The following is a 15,155-nucleotide window of genomic DNA, read 5'->3' on the forward strand; positions in this document are numbered from 1 at the left end:
AGCATCCAGTCGAGGGGGACCTCATGGCGACAGCAGCCGCCCGCGATACGGCCGGCAGCCAGGCGTACGACGCACCGGCCGGCGCCGGCGACACCGCCGGCTACGAGCGTGCCTTCGACGCGGCCGTCGCCGCCGACGAGCGGATCGAGCCGCGTGACTGGATGCCGGACGCCTACCGGGCCACGCTCGTCCGGCAGATCGCCCAGCACGCGCACTCCGAGATCATCGGCATGCAGCCGGAGGCCAACTGGATCACCCGCGCGCCCTCGCTGCGCCGCAAGGCGATCCTGATGGCCAAGGTGCAGGACGAGGCCGGGCACGGCCTGTACCTGTACAGCGCCGCCGAGACCCTCGGCACCAGCCGCGACGAGCTGCTCGACAAGCTGCACTCCGGCCGCCAGAAGTACTCCTCGATCTTCAACTACCCGACGCTGACCTGGGCGGACGTCGGCGCCATCGGCTGGCTCGTGGACGGCGCGGCGATCACCAACCAGGTGCCCCTGTGCCGCTGCTCCTACGGCCCGTACGCGCGCGCGATGGTCCGCATCTGCAAGGAGGAGTCCTTCCACCAGCGCCAGGGCTACGAGCTGCTGCTGGCCCTCAGCAAGGGCACCCCGGAGCAGCACGCGATGGCGCAGGACGCGGTGGACCGCTGGTGGTGGCCGTCGCTGATGATGTTCGGCCCGCCCGACGACGAGTCCCAGCACTCCGCGCAGTCGATGGCCTGGAAGATCAAGCGGCACTCCAACGACGAGCTGCGCCAGCGCTTCGTCGACATCTGCGTCCCCCAGGCCGAGTCGCTCGGCCTCACCCTCCCCGACCCGGACCTGAAGTGGAACGAGGAGCGCGGGCAGCACGACTTCGGGGCGATCGACTGGTCCGAGTTCTGGGACGTCCTCAAGGGCAACGGTCCGTGCAACGAACAGCGGCTGACCCGGCGCAGGCAGGCCCACGAGGAGGGCGCCTGGGTCAGGGAGGCCGCGGCGGCCCACGCGGCCAAGCACACGAACAGCGAGACAGGAGCTGCGCGAGCATGACCCACACCGACTGGCCCCTGTGGGAGGTCTTCGTGCGCTCGCGCCGAGGACTGTCCCACACCCACGCCGGCAGCCTGCACGCCCCGGACGCGGAGCTCGCCCTGCGCAACGCCCGCGATCTGTACACCCGGCGCGGCGAGGGCGTCTCGATCTGGGTCGTCCCGTCGTCCGCGATCACCGCCTCCTCGCCCGACGAGAAGGACCCGTTCTTCGAACCGGCCGCCGACAAGCCCTACCGGCACCCGACGTTCTACGAGATCCCCGAGGGGGTGCGGCACCTGTGACGACGACCCCCGCCAAGGACACCGCCCACGCGGCGGCCGCGCTCGCCCTCGGCGACGACGCGCTGGTGCTCTCCCACCGCCTGGGCGAGTGGGCCGGTCACGCCCCCGTGCTGGAGGAGGAGGTCGCCCTCGCCAACATCGCGCTGGACCTGCTGGGACAGGCCCGCGTACTGCTGTCGATGGTGGGCGACGAGGACGAGCTGGCCTATCTCCGTGAGGAGCGCGCCTTCCGCAACCTCCAGCTGGTGGAGCAGCCCAACGGCGACTTCGCCCACACCATCGCCCGCCAGCTGTTCTTCTCCGCCCACCAGTACCTCCTCTACGGCGAACTGGCCGCGGGAAACGGCCCGTTCGCGCCGCTGGCCGGCAAGGCGGTCAAGGAGACCGCCTACCACCGCGACCACGCCGAGCAGTGGACGCTGCGGCTCGGCGACGGCACAGACGAGAGCCACGCGCGGATGCAGCGCGCCGTGGACGCGCTGTGGCGCCACACCGGCGAGATGTTCCAGCCCGTCGAGGGCCTGGACGTCGACTGGATCGGCCTGGAGACGGTCTGGCTGGAGTGGGTCTCGGAGGTGCTGCGCCGGGCCACCCTCACGGTGCCCGAGGGCCCGCGCACGGGAGCGTGGACCGCCGGTGCGGGCCGTCAGGGCCTGCACACCGAGCCCTTCGGCCGGATGCTCGCCGAGATGCAGCACCTGCACCGCAGCCATCCGGGGGCGACATGGTGACCACCCTCACCCCGCTGGAGGCCGAACTCCTGGAGCTCGCCGGTTCGGTGCCCGACCCCGAACTGCCCGTACTGACCCTGCGCGAGCTGGGCGTCGTGCGCGCGGTGCACGCGCGCGGTGCGGACACCGTCGAGGTCGAGCTGACCCCCACGTACACCGGCTGCCCGGCCGTCGAGGCGATGAGCCTGGACATCGAACGGGTGCTGCGCGAACACGGGGTGCGCGAGGTCACCGTGCGCAGGGTGCTCGCCCCCGCCTGGTCGACCGACGACATCACGGACGAAGGGCGCCGCAAACTCCGGGAGTTCGGCATCGCCCCGCCGCGTGTACGGACGGCCTCCTCCGGACCGGTCCCGGTGGAGCTCGGGGTGACCCGCACCCGTGAGACCCGGCCGGAGGAAGACGCGGACCCCGTGCGCTGCCCGCACTGCGGCTCCGCCGAGACCGAACTGCTCAGCCGTTTCTCGTCCACCGCGTGCAAGGCGCTGCGCCGCTGCCTGGCCTGCCGTGAACCGTTCGACCACTTCAAGGAGTTGTGATGGCCCGCTTCCACCGGCTCCGGGTGGCCGCGGTCGACCGGCTCACCGACGACTCCGTCGTCCTCACCCTCACCGTCCCCCCGCACCTGGCCGAGGAGTACCGGTACGCCCCCGGACAGCACCTGGCGCTGCGGCGCGTCGCGGACGGCGAGGACATCCGGCGCACCTACTCCATCTGCTCCCCCGCACCCGACGGCGAGGCGCCGAGCACCCTCCGGGTCGGCGTGCGGCTGGTCGAGGGCGGCGCCTTCTCCACGTACGCACTCAAGGAAATAGATCTCGGCGACGAGCTGGAGGTGATGACCCCGGCCGGCCGCTTCACGCTCCCTCCCGCGCCCGGCCGGTACGCGGCGATCGTCGGCGGCAGCGGCATCACGCCGGTGCTGTCGATCGTCTCGACCCTCCTCGCGCGCGAGCCCGAGGCCCGGTTCTGCCTGATCCGCAGCGACCGGACTGCCGCCTCGACGATGTTCCTGGAGGAGGTCGCCGACCTGAAGGACCGCTACCCCGAGCGGCTCCAGCTGGTGACGGTGCTCTCCCGGGAGGAGCAGCAGGCGGGGCTGCCGTCCGGACGGCTGGACCAGGAGCGGCTGACCGGGCTGCTGCCGGCCCTGCTGCCCGTGGAGCAGGTGGACGGCTGGTTCCTGTGCGGGCCGTACGGCCTGGTCGGAGGGGCCGAGCGGGCGCTGCGCGGACTGGGTGTGGCGCGCTCCCGCATCCACCAGGAGATCTTCCACGTGGACGCCGGTACGGCGACCGTCACTACGGCGCCCGCCCCCGCGCACAGCACGGTCACCGCCCGGCTCGACGGACGCGGCGGAACCTGGCCCGTCCAGGACGGCGAGTCCCTGCTGGACACGGTGCTGCGCAACCGGCCCGACGCGCCCTACGCCTGCAAGGGCGGGGTGTGCGGAACCTGCCGCGCCTTCCTCGTCTCGGGCGAGGTGCGGATGGACCGCAACTTCGCGCTGGAGTCGGAGGAGACGGAGGCGGGCTATGTCCTGGCCTGCCAGTCGCATCCGGTGACGGAGCGGGTGGAGCTGGACTTCGACCGGTAGGAGCCCCAGCTCGCTCCGGCCCGACCTCGTGGGCCGGGGATACTCCGGGGTCGCTCCAGGGCCGCTCCGGTGGCACCCCGGCTCTCCGGCGCCGCTCTCCGGTGCCGACCCTGCCATCCGGCACCGCTCTCCGGTGCCGGCCCGGCCGTCCGGTGTCGCGCTCCGGTGCCGCCCAGCGCCGCCGGGAGCCCGCAGGCCGCGCCCGGCGGGCCGGCCGAGCGCGCGGGTGTCCGCGGGAAGGGTGTTACAGAACGTGCCCCGGCGCTCCGTCGTCCGTGACGACCGGGCGCCCGGCGGCCTCCCACACCTGCATGCCGCCGTCCACGTTCACGGCGTCGACGCCCTGCTGGGCCAGATACATGGTGACCTGCGCCGACCGTCCGCCGGAACGGCAGATCACATGGACCCGGCCGTCCTGCGGGGCGGCCTCGGTCAGCTCACCGTAGCGGGCCACGAACTCACTGATGGGGATGTGCAGCGCCCCTGCGGCGTGGCCGGCCTTCCACTCGTCGTCCTCGCGGACGTCCAGCAGGAAGTCGCCGTCCTCGATGTCCGCGACCCGGACCGTGGGCACACCAGCTCCAAAACTCATGCCCCCGACGCTACCCGACCGGGCGGTCCCCGGCTCAGGCCAGCAGCGCCGCCAGCTCCGCCTCGCGTTCGGTCACCTGGGTCCGCAGCTGCTCGGCGATCTCCTCCAGGAGCCTGTCGGGGTCGTCCGGGGCGAGGCGGAGCATCGAGCCGATGGCGCCGTCCTCCAGTTCCCTGGCGACCAGCGTGAGCAGTTCCTTGCGCCGGGCGAGCCATTCGAGGCGGGCGTAGAGCTCCTCGCCCGCGCTCGGGACGCGCTTCAGCTCCGGTCCCTTGGCCCACTCCTCGGCGAGTTCGCGCAGCTCGTCCTCGCTGCCGCGGGCGTAGGCGGCGTTGACGCGGGTGATGAACTCCTCGCGGCGCGCGCGTTCCTTCTCCTCCTGCGCCAGGTCCGGGTGGGCCTTGCGGGCGAGGTCGCGGTAGAGCTTGCGGGCCTCCTCGCTGGGCCGCACCCGCCGCGGAGGCCGGACCGGCCGGTCGGTGAGCATGGCGGTGGCCTCGGGGAAGAGGCCGTCACCGTCCATCCAGCCGTTGAGCAGCTCCTCGACGCCGGGGATGGGCATCAGCCGGGCGCGCGCCTCGTCGGCCCGGCGCCGGTCCTCGGGGTCGTCGCTGCGGGCGGCCCTGGCCTCCAGGATCCGGGCGTCCAGCTCCTCGAGCCGGGCGTACATCGGGCCGAGCTTCTGTTCGTGCAGCCGGGAGAAGTTCTCGACCTCGACGCGGAAGGTCTCCACGGCGATCTCGAACTCGATCAGCGCCTGCTCGGCCGCGCGTACGGCCTGCTCCAGCCGCTCCTCGGGCCGCGCCGCGCCCCCACCGCCGGGGGTCCGCTCCGCGCCGGCGCCGCCACTCTGCTCACCTTCCGAGGTCGTCACCCGGACAGCGTAGGCCACCCGGCCAGGCAGCACCTCCCGCTCCGGCGGCGCACTCCCCGACCGGGGACGCGCGCCCGACCCGGACGGCCGCTCACACCCCCGTCTCCGCCGCGATCCGTCCCGACCGCACCGCGGTCACCAGGTCGGTGTGGTCGGCCTCGGTGCGGTCGGCGTAGGCGACGGCGAAGGCCGCCACCGCCTCGTCCAGTTCGTCGTTCTTGCCGCAGTACCCGGCGATCAGGCGGGGGTCGGCGCTGTGGGAGTGGGCGCGGGCCAGCAGGGCGCCGGTCATGCGGGCGTAGTCGTCGATCTGGTCGGCGGCCAGCGCTGCCGGGTCGACGCTGCCCTTGCGGTTGCGGAACTGGCGCACCTGGTAGGGGCGGCCGTCGACCGTCGTCCAGCCCAGCAGGTTGTCGCTTATCACCTGCATCCGCTTCTGGCCGTGGACCACCCGCCTGCCCTCGTGGCCGGCCTCCGGGGCGTCGAACCCGGCCGTCGGCAGATGCGGCACGAGTGCCGAGGGGCGGGCCTCCTTCACCTGGAGGACCAGGGGCTCGCCCCGGTGGTCGAGGAGCAGCACGACGTACGAGCGGGTGCCCACGCTGCCGGTGCCGACGACGCGGAACGCCACGTCGTGCACCGCGTGCCGGGCCAGCAGCGGGTGACGGTCGGGCGGGAGCGTGCCGAGGTACTGCTCCAGCGAGGCGGCCACCGCGGCGGCCTCGCCGTCCGGTATTCGGCGCAGGACCGGCGGCGCGTCGACGAAGCGGCGTCCGCCGTCCCCGGTCGTCTCGGTGGACTTGGCCGCGAACCGGCCGCTGGTGTTCGCGCGGGCCTTCTCGGAGACCCGCTCCAGGGTGCCCAGCAGGTCGTGGGCATCGGTGTGGGAGACCAGTTCCTCGTCCGCGATGGCGTTCCAGGCGTCCAGCGCCGGCAGCTTGGACAGCAGCCGCATGGTGCGGCGGTAGGCGCCCACGGTGTCGTGGGCCGCGGCACGGCAGGTGTCCTCGTCCGCGCCGGCCTCGCGCCCGGCGAGCACCAGGGAGGTGGCGAGCCGCTTGAGGTCCCACTCCCAGGGGCCGTGCACCGTCTCGTCGAAGTCGTTCAGGTCGATGACCAGTCCGCCGCGCGCGTCGCCGTAGAGGCCGAAATTCGCCGCGTGGGCGTCGCCGCAGATCTGGGCGCCGATCCGGGTCACCGGCGTGCGGGCCAGGTCGTACGCCATGAGGCCCGCCGATCCGCGCAGGAAGGCGAACGGTGTCGCCGCCATCCTGCCCACCCGGATCGGTGCGAGCTCGGGCAGCCGGCCCCGGCTGGACTCCTCGACGGCGCTCACGGCGCCGGGGCGGGAGACGTCCGGGTCGAAGGTGGCGTGTGCCGCGCGGGGAACCTGACCGCGCAGGGCCTTGCCCTCGTCCTTGGGGCTGCCCCCGGCGGACCGCTCGGCGAATCCCGGCACCCGCGGCAGCAGCCGCGCAGGGGCCGTACCGCCGGTCCCGCTCGCACCGGCAGGCTCGTGAGTCCCGGACATCACGGCAACGGCTTCGGTCACGGCGACCGCCTCCCCGTACACATACGTGCCGTACACACGCGTCGACATCGATCGTGCCGACCGTACAGCCGGTGGCCGAAACTCGTCAGACCCTGTGGACAACTCTTCCGGTGTGGAGAAGTCCTGTCCCAACCCGGTGTGGACGAAGTCCGGGTCCAACCCGGTGCGTACGAGGTCCGGGCCCTACCCGACCTCCGCCACCTCTCCCGCCGCCGGCAGCAGCCGCCCCTCGGCGAGCAGCCGCCCGGCGCGGTCCTGGGAGATGTCCAGCCGGGCCAGCACGGCCGGAACGGCCACGCCCGGCAGCATGTGGTGGAAGAGCACGGCGACCCGGTGCTCCAGGTCCTGCCGTTGGCAGCGCAGCTGCGACATGAGCTGCACTCCGGAGAAGCTCGCGACCAGCAGTTCCGCCGTCTCCGTCGCGTCGACGTGCGGCAGCAGTTCGCCTCCCGCCTTGGCCTCGGCCAGGGTCCGGGTGGTCTGGTCGATCCACATGCCGAACGCCGGAGTGCGGTCCAGCCCCAGCGCCCCCTGGTCCAGGGCCAGTCCGACGCTGGCCCGCACCAGCGGCTCGGTCCGCAGCCGCAGCGCCAGCACCAGGCCCGAGTCGACGAGTTCCTGCAGTTTGCTGGACTGGGGCGGCAGGGAGATCGCGAGCTGCTCCTCGAACACGCCGAGCGCCAGCTCCTCCTTGGAGCCGAAGTGGAAGTACAGCGCGCCCTTGGTGACCCCGGCCCGCTCCAGGATCTCCCCGATGGTCGCCGAGGTGTAGCCGCGTTCGTCGAAGACGGCCGCCGCCGCCTCCAGGATGGTCCGCCGGGTGCGGATCGCGCGCTCCTGTCGCGCCATCGGGTGCCTCCTGATCTGGGTGGATCTCATGGATCTCGTGGGTCGCACCGCGCGGTCACCGTGAAGCTGCCGTGAAGCCGTCGTGAAGCCGCCGTGCGGTCTGTCGTGTCGTGCGGGGCGCGTGGGCTCGTCTCCGGCGGTGTGGATCACCCTTGGAAAAAAACCAACTCGTCCGTATCTTAGTGCGAGCCGCCCGGAGGTCCGCTTCCCGATCCCGGGTGTTCCTCATGCCGCAGCCGGATTCCTGGAGCGCCCCCATGGAGGATCAGACCGGACAGCGGGTCCCGCCCGCAAACACCGCCGGCAGACCCGGTGCCCGCACCCGCGTCACCACCGAACTCGCCCACCGCCCCCGCGCGGCGGACGTCTTCCCGGTCGAATGGGTCCGGCTCTCGGACGTCCGCTTCCGTGTCACCGCGCGCTGGCCCGCCGACCACGCCTTCTTCGGCCCCGTCGACGACCGCCGCCAGGATCCGATGATCGTCGGCGAAACGTTGCGTCAGACCTCGATGGCCCTCGCCCACGCGGAGTTCGGCGCCCCCGCCGACACCCACTTCGTCATGCGGGACCTGGACGTGACCACCGACCCGGACCGGCTGCTGCTCGCGGACGCGGACGAGCCGGTCACCGTCGACGTCGTCTGCTCCGAGGTCCGCCGCCGGGGCCGGGGCCTGAACGGCATGCGCACGACGATGGAGTTCCGCCGCGCGGGACGCCTCGTCGCCCGGGGCACCGGCAGCACCGGCTGCACCTCCCCGGCCGCCTACCGCCGCCTGCGGGAACGCCAACTGGCCGCCCAGGGGGCCCGAATACCACTGCCGGAACCGGTGTCGCCCGAACTGGTGGGCCGCCACCGCGCGGAGGACGTCGTCCTCGCCCCCGCGGACCGGCCAGACTCATGGCTGCTGCGCGCGCACACCGGGCACCCGGTCCTCTTCCCGCGCCCCAACGACCACGTCCCCGGCATGGTCCTGTTCGAGGCGGCCCGCCAGGCCGCGACCGCGGCGTCGGGCCGGCTGCCCTTCCTGCCGTCCGAACTGGCCGTCTCCTTCAGCCGCTACGCCGAACTGGACAGCCCCTGCCGGCTCGACACCGAAGTGCTCGACAAGGGCGAGGACGAGGTGACGGTGCGGGTGTCGGGCACACAGGACGGCCGGCCCGTCTTCGCCGCCACCCTCACCTGCGCGCCCACGGCCCCGGTACGGTCCCTGCCGTGACTGTCGATCTCCTGGTCACCGGCGCGACGGGCTTCATCGGCAGCCGGGTCGCGGCAGCGGCCCTCGAACACCCCGAGGTCCGCGTCCGGTCGCTGTCCCGCCGTACGCCGCCCGCGCGGCCGGACTCCAAGGCGGTGCCCGGCGACCTCGCCGACCCGCGCACCCTGCACGGCACTTGCGCCGGCGTCGACGTCCTCGTCCACTGCGCCTCCCGCGTGGGCGGTGACCCGGAGTCCGTCACCGCGGTCAACGACCTCGGCACGAAGGCCCTGATGGAGGAGGCCGTACGGAGCGGAGTGCGCCGGATCGTGTACGTGAGCACCGCCGCCGTCCACGGCCGGGGCCCCTTCCGGGGCGTGCGGCCCGGCGAGGTCCCGATCGCTCCCGCCTCCGCCACCAGCCGCACCCGCGCGGCGGCCGAACGGCATGTCCTCGACGCGGGCGGCCTGGTGCTGCGCCCGCACCTGGTGTACGGCGAGGGCGACCGCTGGGTGGTCCCCGGACTGGTGGGACTGCTGCGGGAGTTGTCCGCGACCGTGTCCGGCTGCGAGGCGCTCCAGTCGATGATCGACGTCGACACCCTGGGCCGTGCGGTCGTCGCCGCGGCACTGTCCCCCGCCCATGGCCCCGGTGCCCACTACGTCGCCCACCCGGACCCCGTACCCGCCTCGGAGCTGCTCGCGGCCGTGTGCGAGCGGGTGGAACGGCCCGGCGGCGGCGCTTCGGTGGACGTGGACACCGCACTCGCCCGGGCCGCCGGGTCCCCGCGTGCGCTGCATCACCTGGGCATGCTCACCGTGGACCACTGGTTCGCGGACGACGACTTCTGGAAGGACCTGTACTGCTCACCGGGCGAGGGGTTCGCCCGTACGTTCGCGCGGTCGGCAACCTGGTACCGGTCGTACGCGGTGACCGACCGGTAAAAGAACCGCCTGGACGGTTTACGCGACCACATCCGGTAACGACCGGTCACGCCCGCAGATAAGCCAGCACCGCGAGAACCCGCCGATGCGTCTCGTCCGTCAACGGCAGGTCCAGCTTCGTGAAGATGCTGCCGATGTGCTTGCCGACGGCGGCCTCCGACACCACCAGCTCGCGGGCGATCGCGCCGTTGGACTTGCCTTCCGCTATCAACGCCAGCACTTCCCGCTCCCGCGGGGACAGCCGCTCCAGCGGATCACGGCGGTGGCGCAGCAACTGCCTTACGACCTCGGGGTCGACCACCGTGCCGCCGTCCGCGACCTGGCTCAGCGCGGTCACGAACTCCTCGATCTGGCCGACCCGGTCCTTGAGCAGATAGCCGATGCCGGTGCCGTCGCCGGAGTCCAGCAGGTCGGAGGCGTACCGGCGCTGCACGTACTGGCTGAGCACGAGAACGGGCAGCGTGGGCCGCTCGGTGCGCAGGCGCACGGCCGCGCGCAGACCCTCGTCCTGGAAGCCCGGGGGCATCCGGACGTCCGTCACCACGATGTCGGGTTCGTGTTTCCCGGCCTCGGTGATCAGCGCCTCGGCGTCGCCGACCGCCGCGACGACCTCGTGCCCGCACTGCTGGAGCAGGCCGATCAGGCCCTCCCGCAGCAGCACGCTGTCCTCGGCCAGCACGACGCGCAGTGCTCGGCCGTCCGTCAGGGAGAGCAGGGGGCGCAAGGGATCTCCACACGCAGCAGGGTCGGTCCACCCACCGGGCTGGACAGGGTGAGTCTGCCATCGAGCACCGACACCCGGTCGGCGAGTCCGGTCAGCCCGCTGCCCGCCCCGGCCCGTGCGCCGCCCCGTCCGTCGTCGCGGACCTCCAGCAGCAGCCGCCCGTCACGGTGTCCGCCGTCCACCCGCGCGCGGCTCGCCCCGCTGTGCCGGGCGACGTTGGCGAGCGCCTCGCACACCACGAAGTACGCGGCGGCCTCGACCGGCGTGGGCAGCCGGCCGGTGAGGTCCAGGTCCACGTCCACGGGTACGGCGGACCGGTCGGCGGCGTCGGCGACCGCGGCCTCGAGCCCGTAGTCGGCGAGGACCTGGGGGTGGATGCCGTGGATGAGCTCCCGCAGCTCACGCAGCGCCCGGCCCGCCTCGTCGTGGGCCTTGGCGAGCCGGTCGGCCAGCGGTCCGGGCGGCGCCTCCAGGCGGGCCAGACCCAGCGTCATCGTCAGGGCGACCAGACGCTGCTGGGCCCCGTCGTGCAGATCGCGCTCAATACGCCGCCGCTCCGCCTCGAAGGCCTCCACCAGCCGCACCCGGGACCGGGTCAGTTCGGTCACCCTGGCGTCCAGGGCGGTCTCGCGCGGGGCGATCAGCAGCCGGGTCAGCCCCGCGCGGGCGCCCGCCGCGACGCCCAGCAGGTAGGAGCCCAGGGCGAGCAGGACGATCCCGAGCAGGGTGGCGCCGGCCGCCGCCGGCCAGGTGGTGACCGTCCACAGTTTGAGGACCTTCGCCTCCTCGCCGTCCCCGGCCGTGGCCATCAGCAACGGGGTGGCGGTCACGGCCGCCGGGAAGAGCAGGCCGGCCGTGAGCGCGAGGGCGTCGACCGGCCACAGCAGGACCGCGAACAGCAGGGCGTGCCCGAGCTCCCGCCAGGTGGCCCGCTCCCGCAGCCGGGCGGTCAGCCAGGCCCGCAGGCCGGGGGTGGCGGGCGGCAGGTGCGGGTCGGGTGCCGGATCGCGGTCGGCCAGCCGCAGCCGCCACCGCTCCAACCGGGCCACCGGTATGCCCGCGAGGGCGGTGCCGAGCAGCAGTGGCAGTCCCACCAGGACGAGCGCGAGCGCCCCGCCGGCCGCCACCGACACCACGATGCCCACGAGCACGACCGCGCCGGTCACCGCGCCGGTGAGCAGATATCCGGCCGAGCGCCACGGCCACGCCGACAGCGCGTAGCCGGGACGGGACATGGCCTGCCAGGGATTTCGAGGCTGCATGCGGATCACGGTAGAAGCCCGCGCCGGACGCGGCCATGGGCCTGGACGGAGGCTTCGGGGTATGCCTGGCCCTACCCCTTTTCTCGCCCCTGCCGCACTGCGCCGACCGGCTCCCGGACGGTTTCGTGGTCGCAGGCGAGCAGCCCGGAACCGCCGGGCCCGGACAGGGGAGTGGGGCACATGAGCCAGAGGGACGGCGACGCGATCACCTTGCGTCGGGTGAGCCGGCGGTACGGGTCGGGCGGCGGGGCGGTGAGCGCGCTGGACGAGGTCTCCCTCGCCTTCCCGCGGGGAAGTTTCACTGCCGTGATGGGCCCGTCCGGCTCCGGCAAGTCGACGCTGCTGCAGTGCGCCGCCGGGCTCGACCGGCCCACCTCGGGCTCGGTCACCCTCGGCGGCACCGAGCTGACCGGGCTCGGTGAGAGACGGCTGACCCTGCTGCGCCGCGAGCGCGTCGGCTTCGTCTTCCAGGCGTTCAACCTGCTGCCTGCGCTGACCGCCGAGCAGAACGTCGCCCTCCCGCTGCGGCTGGCCGGCCGGCGCGTGCCGCGGGCCCGGATCCGTGAGGCGCTCCACCAGGTCGGTCTCGGTGACCGCGCCCGGCACCGGCCCGCCGAGCTGTCCGGCGGCCAGCAGCAGCGCGTCGCGCTGGCCCGCGCCCTGGTCACCCGCCCCGAGGTGCTGTTCGCCGACGAACCGACCGGCGCGCTGGACTCCCGCACCGGGCACGAGGTGCTCACGCTGCTGCGCGGCATGGTGGACCGCGAGGGGCAGACGGTCGTCATGGTGACCCACGACCCGGTGGCCGCCTCCCGCGCCGACCGTGTGGTCTTCCTGGTCGACGGCCGCGTCCACGGCGAGCTGACCGGGGCGGGCGCCGACACCGTCGCCGCGCGGATGGCCGGGCTGGAGGCCGCGCCGTGCTGAGCCTCGCCCTGCGCACCCTGCGCGCCCGGTGGATCACCTTCGCCGGCAGCTTCACCGCCCTCGCGCTGGGCGTGGCCCTCCTCACCGTCATGGGACTCGCCCTCGCCTCCTCCCTGGACGCCCCCGCGCGGGAGCCGGAGCGGTTCGCCGCCGCCCCGGTCGTGGTCAAGGGCGCGGACACCCTGCGCGTACCGACGCCGAACGGCGAGAGGACCGAGGAACTGGCGCACCCGCGCGCGGTGCCGGCGGCGACCGTCGCGAAGCTGCGCCGGCTCGGCACGGTCGTCGAGGACCGCTCCTATCCCGTCCGCGCCAAGGGCGCTCCCGGCGAGCTGACCGGCCACCCCTGGTCCACCGCCGCGTTCGCCCCGTACGCCCTCGAGGCGGGCCGTGCGCCCCGCGCGGACGACGAGGTCGTCGTCAGCGGCGACTGGACGCGGCCCGGCGCGCGGGTGCGCACGGACCACGGCACCGTGCGGGTCGTGGGCACCGTGGCCGGCCGTGGCTTCGAGCACGCCGTCTTCCACACCGACGCGCGCGCCGCCGTGTTGTCCCCGGCCGTCGTCCAGCTGGTCGTGGACGCCGACCCGGCGGCCGTGCGGGAAGCGGTGCGCGGAGTCGGGGGCGTCCGGGTCCTCACCGGGGACGGCCTCCGGTACGCCGACGCGGATCCCGGGCGGGACAGCGAGGCGCTGACCGCGATGAACGCCCTGTTCGGCACGGCGGGCGGGGTCTCCGCCTTCGTCTCGGTGTTCGTGGTGGCGTCCACCTTCGCCTTCGCGGTCGACCGGCGGCGCCGGGAGTTCGGGCTGCTGCGCACCGCGGGGGCCACGCCGGGTCAGATACGGCGCATGGTGGCCGCCGAGGCCCTGCTGGTCGGGGTGCTCGCCTCGGCCGCCGGCTGCGCGCTCGGCGGGTACGCGGCGCCCTCGCTGGCCGCGTGGGTGGTCGACGTGGAGCTGGCGCCGGGCTGGTTCACGATCGGCGACGCGGACTGGCCGTACCACGTGGCGTTCTGGACGGGGCTGCTCGTCGCCCTGAGCGGTGTCGTCGTGGCCTCCTGGCGGGCGGGGCGCACGGGCCCCGTCCAGGCGCTGCGCGAGGCGTCCGCCGACAGCGGGGCCATGACACGGGGGCGGTGGCTGTGCGGCGCGGCTCTGCTGCTGACCGCCGGGGTGACGCTCGCCGTGGCGCTGCTCGGCGATCCGGGCGACCTGCTGCACCGCAAGACCTACGTCAGCCGGCCCATGCTGCTGATCACCGCCGCCGCGCTGCTCGCCCCGCTCGTCGTGCGCCCGCTCACGAGGCTGCTGACCTGGCTTCCGGGAGCGATCGGCATGCTGGTGCGTGAGAACGCGGCCGCCGGGGTGCGCCGTACGGCCGCGGTCGCGGCGCCCGTACTGGTCACGGTCGCCCTCGCGGGCTCATTGCTCGGCGCCACCACAACCCTGGACCGGGCCGGGGCCGCCGAGACGCGGGAGCGGACCACCGCGGCGTTCGTCGTCACGGCCGCGGGCGACGGGGCCTTCGACGCGCGGACGCTGGACCGGCTGCGCGCGGTGCCCGGCGCGCGGGTGTCGGCGAGCGCGCCGAGCGCGGTGTACGTCCTGGAGGAAGGTGTGGCGCTGGTCAGGTCCGAGGCCCGGGCCGTCGACCCCGGGGCGCTGGCGGCCACCGCGCGGCTGCCGCTCGCCGCGGGGAGGGTCACCGACCTCGACGACGACTCGGTCGTCGTCAACGAGGAGTGGGAGCGGCACACGGTGGGGCAGCGCGTGCGGGTGTGGCTCGGGGACGGCACGGAGCGGACGCTGCGGATCGCCGCGGTGATGACCACCGGCACCGGCGACAACGGCGTCTACGTCACCCCGGCCAACGCTCCGGGCGCCCGCGCTGACCGGGTGGACGTCGCCCTCGCGGACGGCGCCGACGCGCGCGTGGTGGCCGCCGGGCTGGAGCGGGCGGTGCGGCCCGCCGGCGGTCGTGTCCTCACCTCGGAGCAGTGGCTCTCCGCCACGGCCCCCGGGACGGAACGCACCATCCGTTACGGCCTCCTGCTGGTCCTCGGCATCGCCCTGCTGTACACGGGCATCTCCCTGGCCAACACCATGGTCATGGCGACCTCCGACCGGGTGCGCGACCTCGCGGTCCTGCGGCTGGCCGGGGCCACGCGGTGGCAGGTGCTGCGGATGGTGGGCGCGGAGTCGCTGACGGTGGTCGCGGTCGGCGCGGTCCTGGGCCTGACCGTGGCCGCGCTCAACCTGGCCGGCATGTGGGGAGCACTGGCCCTGCTCTCGGCCCCCGCCACGATCACCCTCCCCTGGTCCACGCTCGCCGCCGTCACGGCCGCCTGCGCCGTACTCGCCACGGCCTCCGCGGTCGTCCCCGCCGCCCTCGCCCTGCGCCGGCCCGCGCTGGAGTCGGCGGGTGTCCGCGAGTGAATCCCTCGCAGCTTGCGCTGAAGTCGGCGGGCATCCGCGAGTGAGCCCACGCGACCCGCTCCGGAGGTCCCGCCGACGCCCTCCCCGCTCTCTTCCGAGGCCTCCCCGGAGGCCTCGGAAGGGCGGTCTCGGAGGTGGACGGCACACC

15 protein-coding genes are annotated in these 15,155 nt (G+C 74.1%); 9 read left to right on the forward strand and 6 right to left on the reverse strand.

Annotated features, from left to right (window positions below):
• The first annotated feature begins 23 nt into the window (after positions 1-23).
• From paaA to paaE, 5 genes are read left to right on the forward strand one after another with little or no spacing between them, the layout of a single operon-like run.
• Entirely contained in the window at positions 24-1,037 is a 1,014-nt protein-coding gene (gene paaA, locus AMK33_RS14895) for a 1,2-phenylacetyl-CoA epoxidase subunit PaaA (RefSeq protein ID WP_073933288.1), read from the forward strand.
• Positions 1,034-1,321 (forward strand): 1,2-phenylacetyl-CoA epoxidase subunit PaaB, encoded by a 288-nt coding sequence (paaB, locus tag AMK33_RS14900; protein WP_030215302.1) that lies wholly within the window; start codon positions 1,034-1,036, stop codon positions 1,319-1,321. The genes paaA and paaB overlap by 4 nt, the downstream gene beginning before the upstream one ends.
• A complete protein-coding gene (gene paaC / locus AMK33_RS14905; RefSeq protein WP_073933289.1) occupies positions 1,318-2,052 on the forward strand; it encodes a 1,2-phenylacetyl-CoA epoxidase subunit PaaC in 735 nt (244 codons plus the stop codon). Before paaB ends, paaC begins: the two co-directional genes overlap by 4 nt.
• Complete coding sequence (gene paaD / locus AMK33_RS14910; protein ID WP_201263027.1) at positions 2,046-2,591, forward strand: 1,2-phenylacetyl-CoA epoxidase subunit PaaD; 546 nt, start codon at positions 2,046-2,048, stop codon at positions 2,589-2,591. The genes paaC and paaD overlap by 7 nt, the downstream gene beginning before the upstream one ends.
• The gene (paaE, locus tag AMK33_RS14915) at positions 2,591-3,649 is read left to right on the forward strand and encodes a 1,2-phenylacetyl-CoA epoxidase subunit PaaE (RefSeq protein WP_073933290.1); all 1,059 of its coding nucleotides are present in this window, start codon (positions 2,591-2,593) and stop codon (positions 3,647-3,649) included. The genes paaD and paaE overlap by 1 nt, the downstream gene beginning before the upstream one ends.
• A gap of 244 nt (positions 3,650-3,893) precedes the next feature.
• Here paaE and AMK33_RS14920 read toward each other — a convergent pair whose 3' ends face one another.
• The 4 genes from AMK33_RS14920 to AMK33_RS14935 all read right to left on the reverse strand — a co-directional run bounded on the left by AMK33_RS14920 (position 3,894) and on the right by AMK33_RS14935 (position 7,516).
• Positions 3,894-4,223 carry a rhodanese-like domain-containing protein gene (locus AMK33_RS14920; RefSeq protein WP_073933291.1) on the reverse strand — a complete coding sequence of 110 codons (330 nt, stop codon included), beginning with the start codon at positions 4,221-4,223 and terminating at the stop codon, positions 3,894-3,896.
• Positions 4,224-4,275: 52 nt separating this feature from the next.
• On the reverse strand, positions 4,276-5,115 hold the full coding sequence (locus tag AMK33_RS14925) for a hypothetical protein (protein ID WP_073933494.1): 840 nt from the start codon (positions 5,113-5,115) through the stop codon (positions 4,276-4,278).
• A 91-nt stretch (positions 5,116-5,206) separates the two neighbouring features.
• Positions 5,207-6,646: a DUF2252 domain-containing protein gene (locus tag AMK33_RS14930; protein WP_073933495.1), complete on the reverse strand. Its 1,440-nt coding sequence runs from the start codon at positions 6,644-6,646 to the stop codon at positions 5,207-5,209.
• Positions 6,647-6,850: 204 nt separating this feature from the next.
• Positions 6,851-7,516 (reverse strand): ScbR family autoregulator-binding transcription factor, encoded by a 666-nt coding sequence (locus AMK33_RS14935; protein ID WP_073933292.1) that lies wholly within the window; start codon positions 7,514-7,516, stop codon positions 6,851-6,853.
• 257 nt (positions 7,517-7,773) lie between these two features.
• Here AMK33_RS14935 and AMK33_RS43815 point away from each other — a divergent pair, with 257 nt between their 5' ends.
• Together AMK33_RS43815 and AMK33_RS14945 are read left to right on the forward strand one after the other, a co-directional pair.
• Complete coding sequence (locus AMK33_RS43815; RefSeq protein WP_073933293.1) at positions 7,774-8,733, forward strand: ScbA/BarX family gamma-butyrolactone biosynthesis protein; 960 nt, start codon at positions 7,774-7,776, stop codon at positions 8,731-8,733.
• Positions 8,730-9,656, forward strand: a complete 927-nt coding sequence (locus tag AMK33_RS14945) for an NAD-dependent epimerase/dehydratase family protein (protein WP_073933294.1) — start codon at positions 8,730-8,732, stop codon at positions 9,654-9,656. The genes AMK33_RS43815 and AMK33_RS14945 overlap by 4 nt, the downstream gene beginning before the upstream one ends.
• 46 nt (positions 9,657-9,702) lie before the next feature.
• Here AMK33_RS14945 and AMK33_RS14950 read toward each other — a convergent pair whose 3' ends face one another.
• Both AMK33_RS14950 and AMK33_RS14955 read right to left on the reverse strand, forming a co-directional pair.
• On the reverse strand, positions 9,703-10,335 hold the full coding sequence (locus AMK33_RS14950) for a response regulator (RefSeq protein WP_073933496.1): 633 nt from the start codon (positions 10,333-10,335) through the stop codon (positions 9,703-9,705).
• A gap of 23 nt (positions 10,336-10,358) precedes the next feature.
• Entirely contained in the window at positions 10,359-11,642 is a 1,284-nt protein-coding gene (locus AMK33_RS14955; RefSeq protein WP_235618103.1) for a sensor histidine kinase, read from the reverse strand.
• 180 nt (positions 11,643-11,822) lie between these two features.
• Here AMK33_RS14955 and AMK33_RS14960 point away from each other — a divergent pair, with 180 nt between their 5' ends.
• Both AMK33_RS14960 and AMK33_RS14965 read left to right on the forward strand, forming a co-directional pair.
• Positions 11,823-12,569 (forward strand): ABC transporter ATP-binding protein, encoded by a 747-nt coding sequence (locus AMK33_RS14960; protein WP_079194873.1) that lies wholly within the window; start codon positions 11,823-11,825, stop codon positions 12,567-12,569.
• The gene (locus AMK33_RS14965; RefSeq protein WP_073933297.1) at positions 12,563-15,007 is read left to right on the forward strand and encodes an ABC transporter permease; all 2,445 of its coding nucleotides are present in this window, start codon (positions 12,563-12,565) and stop codon (positions 15,005-15,007) included. Before AMK33_RS14960 ends, AMK33_RS14965 begins: the two co-directional genes overlap by 7 nt.
• The last annotated feature ends 148 nt before the right edge of the window (positions 15,008-15,155 follow it).

The sequence above is a fragment of the Streptomyces sp. CB02400 genome (assembly GCF_001905725.1).
GTDB classification, from domain to species: Bacteria; Actinomycetota; Actinomycetes; order Streptomycetales; family Streptomycetaceae; genus Streptomyces; species Streptomyces atrovirens.

What these genes read in the sequence shown, in the direction of transcription:
- paaA (WP_073933288.1), top strand. Translation starts at nt 24, where the DNA reads ATGGCGACAGCAGCCGCCCGCGATACGGCCGGCAGCCAGGCGTACGAC.
- paaB (WP_030215302.1), top strand. Translation starts at nt 1,034, where the DNA reads ATGACCCACACCGACTGGCCCCTGTGGGAGGTCTTCGTGCGCTCGCGC.
- paaD (WP_201263027.1), top strand. Translation starts at nt 2,046, where the DNA reads ATGGTGACCACCCTCACCCCGCTGGAGGCCGAACTCCTGGAGCTCGCC.
- paaE (WP_073933290.1), top strand. Translation starts at nt 2,591, where the DNA reads ATGGCCCGCTTCCACCGGCTCCGGGTGGCCGCGGTCGACCGGCTCACC.
- AMK33_RS14930 (WP_073933495.1), bottom strand. Translation starts at nt 6,646, where the DNA reads ATGTCCGGGACTCACGAGCCTGCCGGTGCGAGCGGGACCGGCGGTACG.
- AMK33_RS14935 (WP_073933292.1), bottom strand. Translation starts at nt 7,516, where the DNA reads ATGGCGCGACAGGAGCGCGCGATCCGCACCCGGCGGACCATCCTGGAG.
- AMK33_RS43815 (WP_073933293.1), top strand. Translation starts at nt 7,774, where the DNA reads ATGGAGGATCAGACCGGACAGCGGGTCCCGCCCGCAAACACCGCCGGC.
- AMK33_RS14955 (WP_235618103.1), bottom strand. Translation starts at nt 11,642, where the DNA reads ATGCAGCCTCGAAATCCCTGGCAGGCCATGTCCCGTCCCGGCTACGCG.
- AMK33_RS14960 (WP_079194873.1), top strand. Translation starts at nt 11,823, where the DNA reads ATGAGCCAGAGGGACGGCGACGCGATCACCTTGCGTCGGGTGAGCCGG.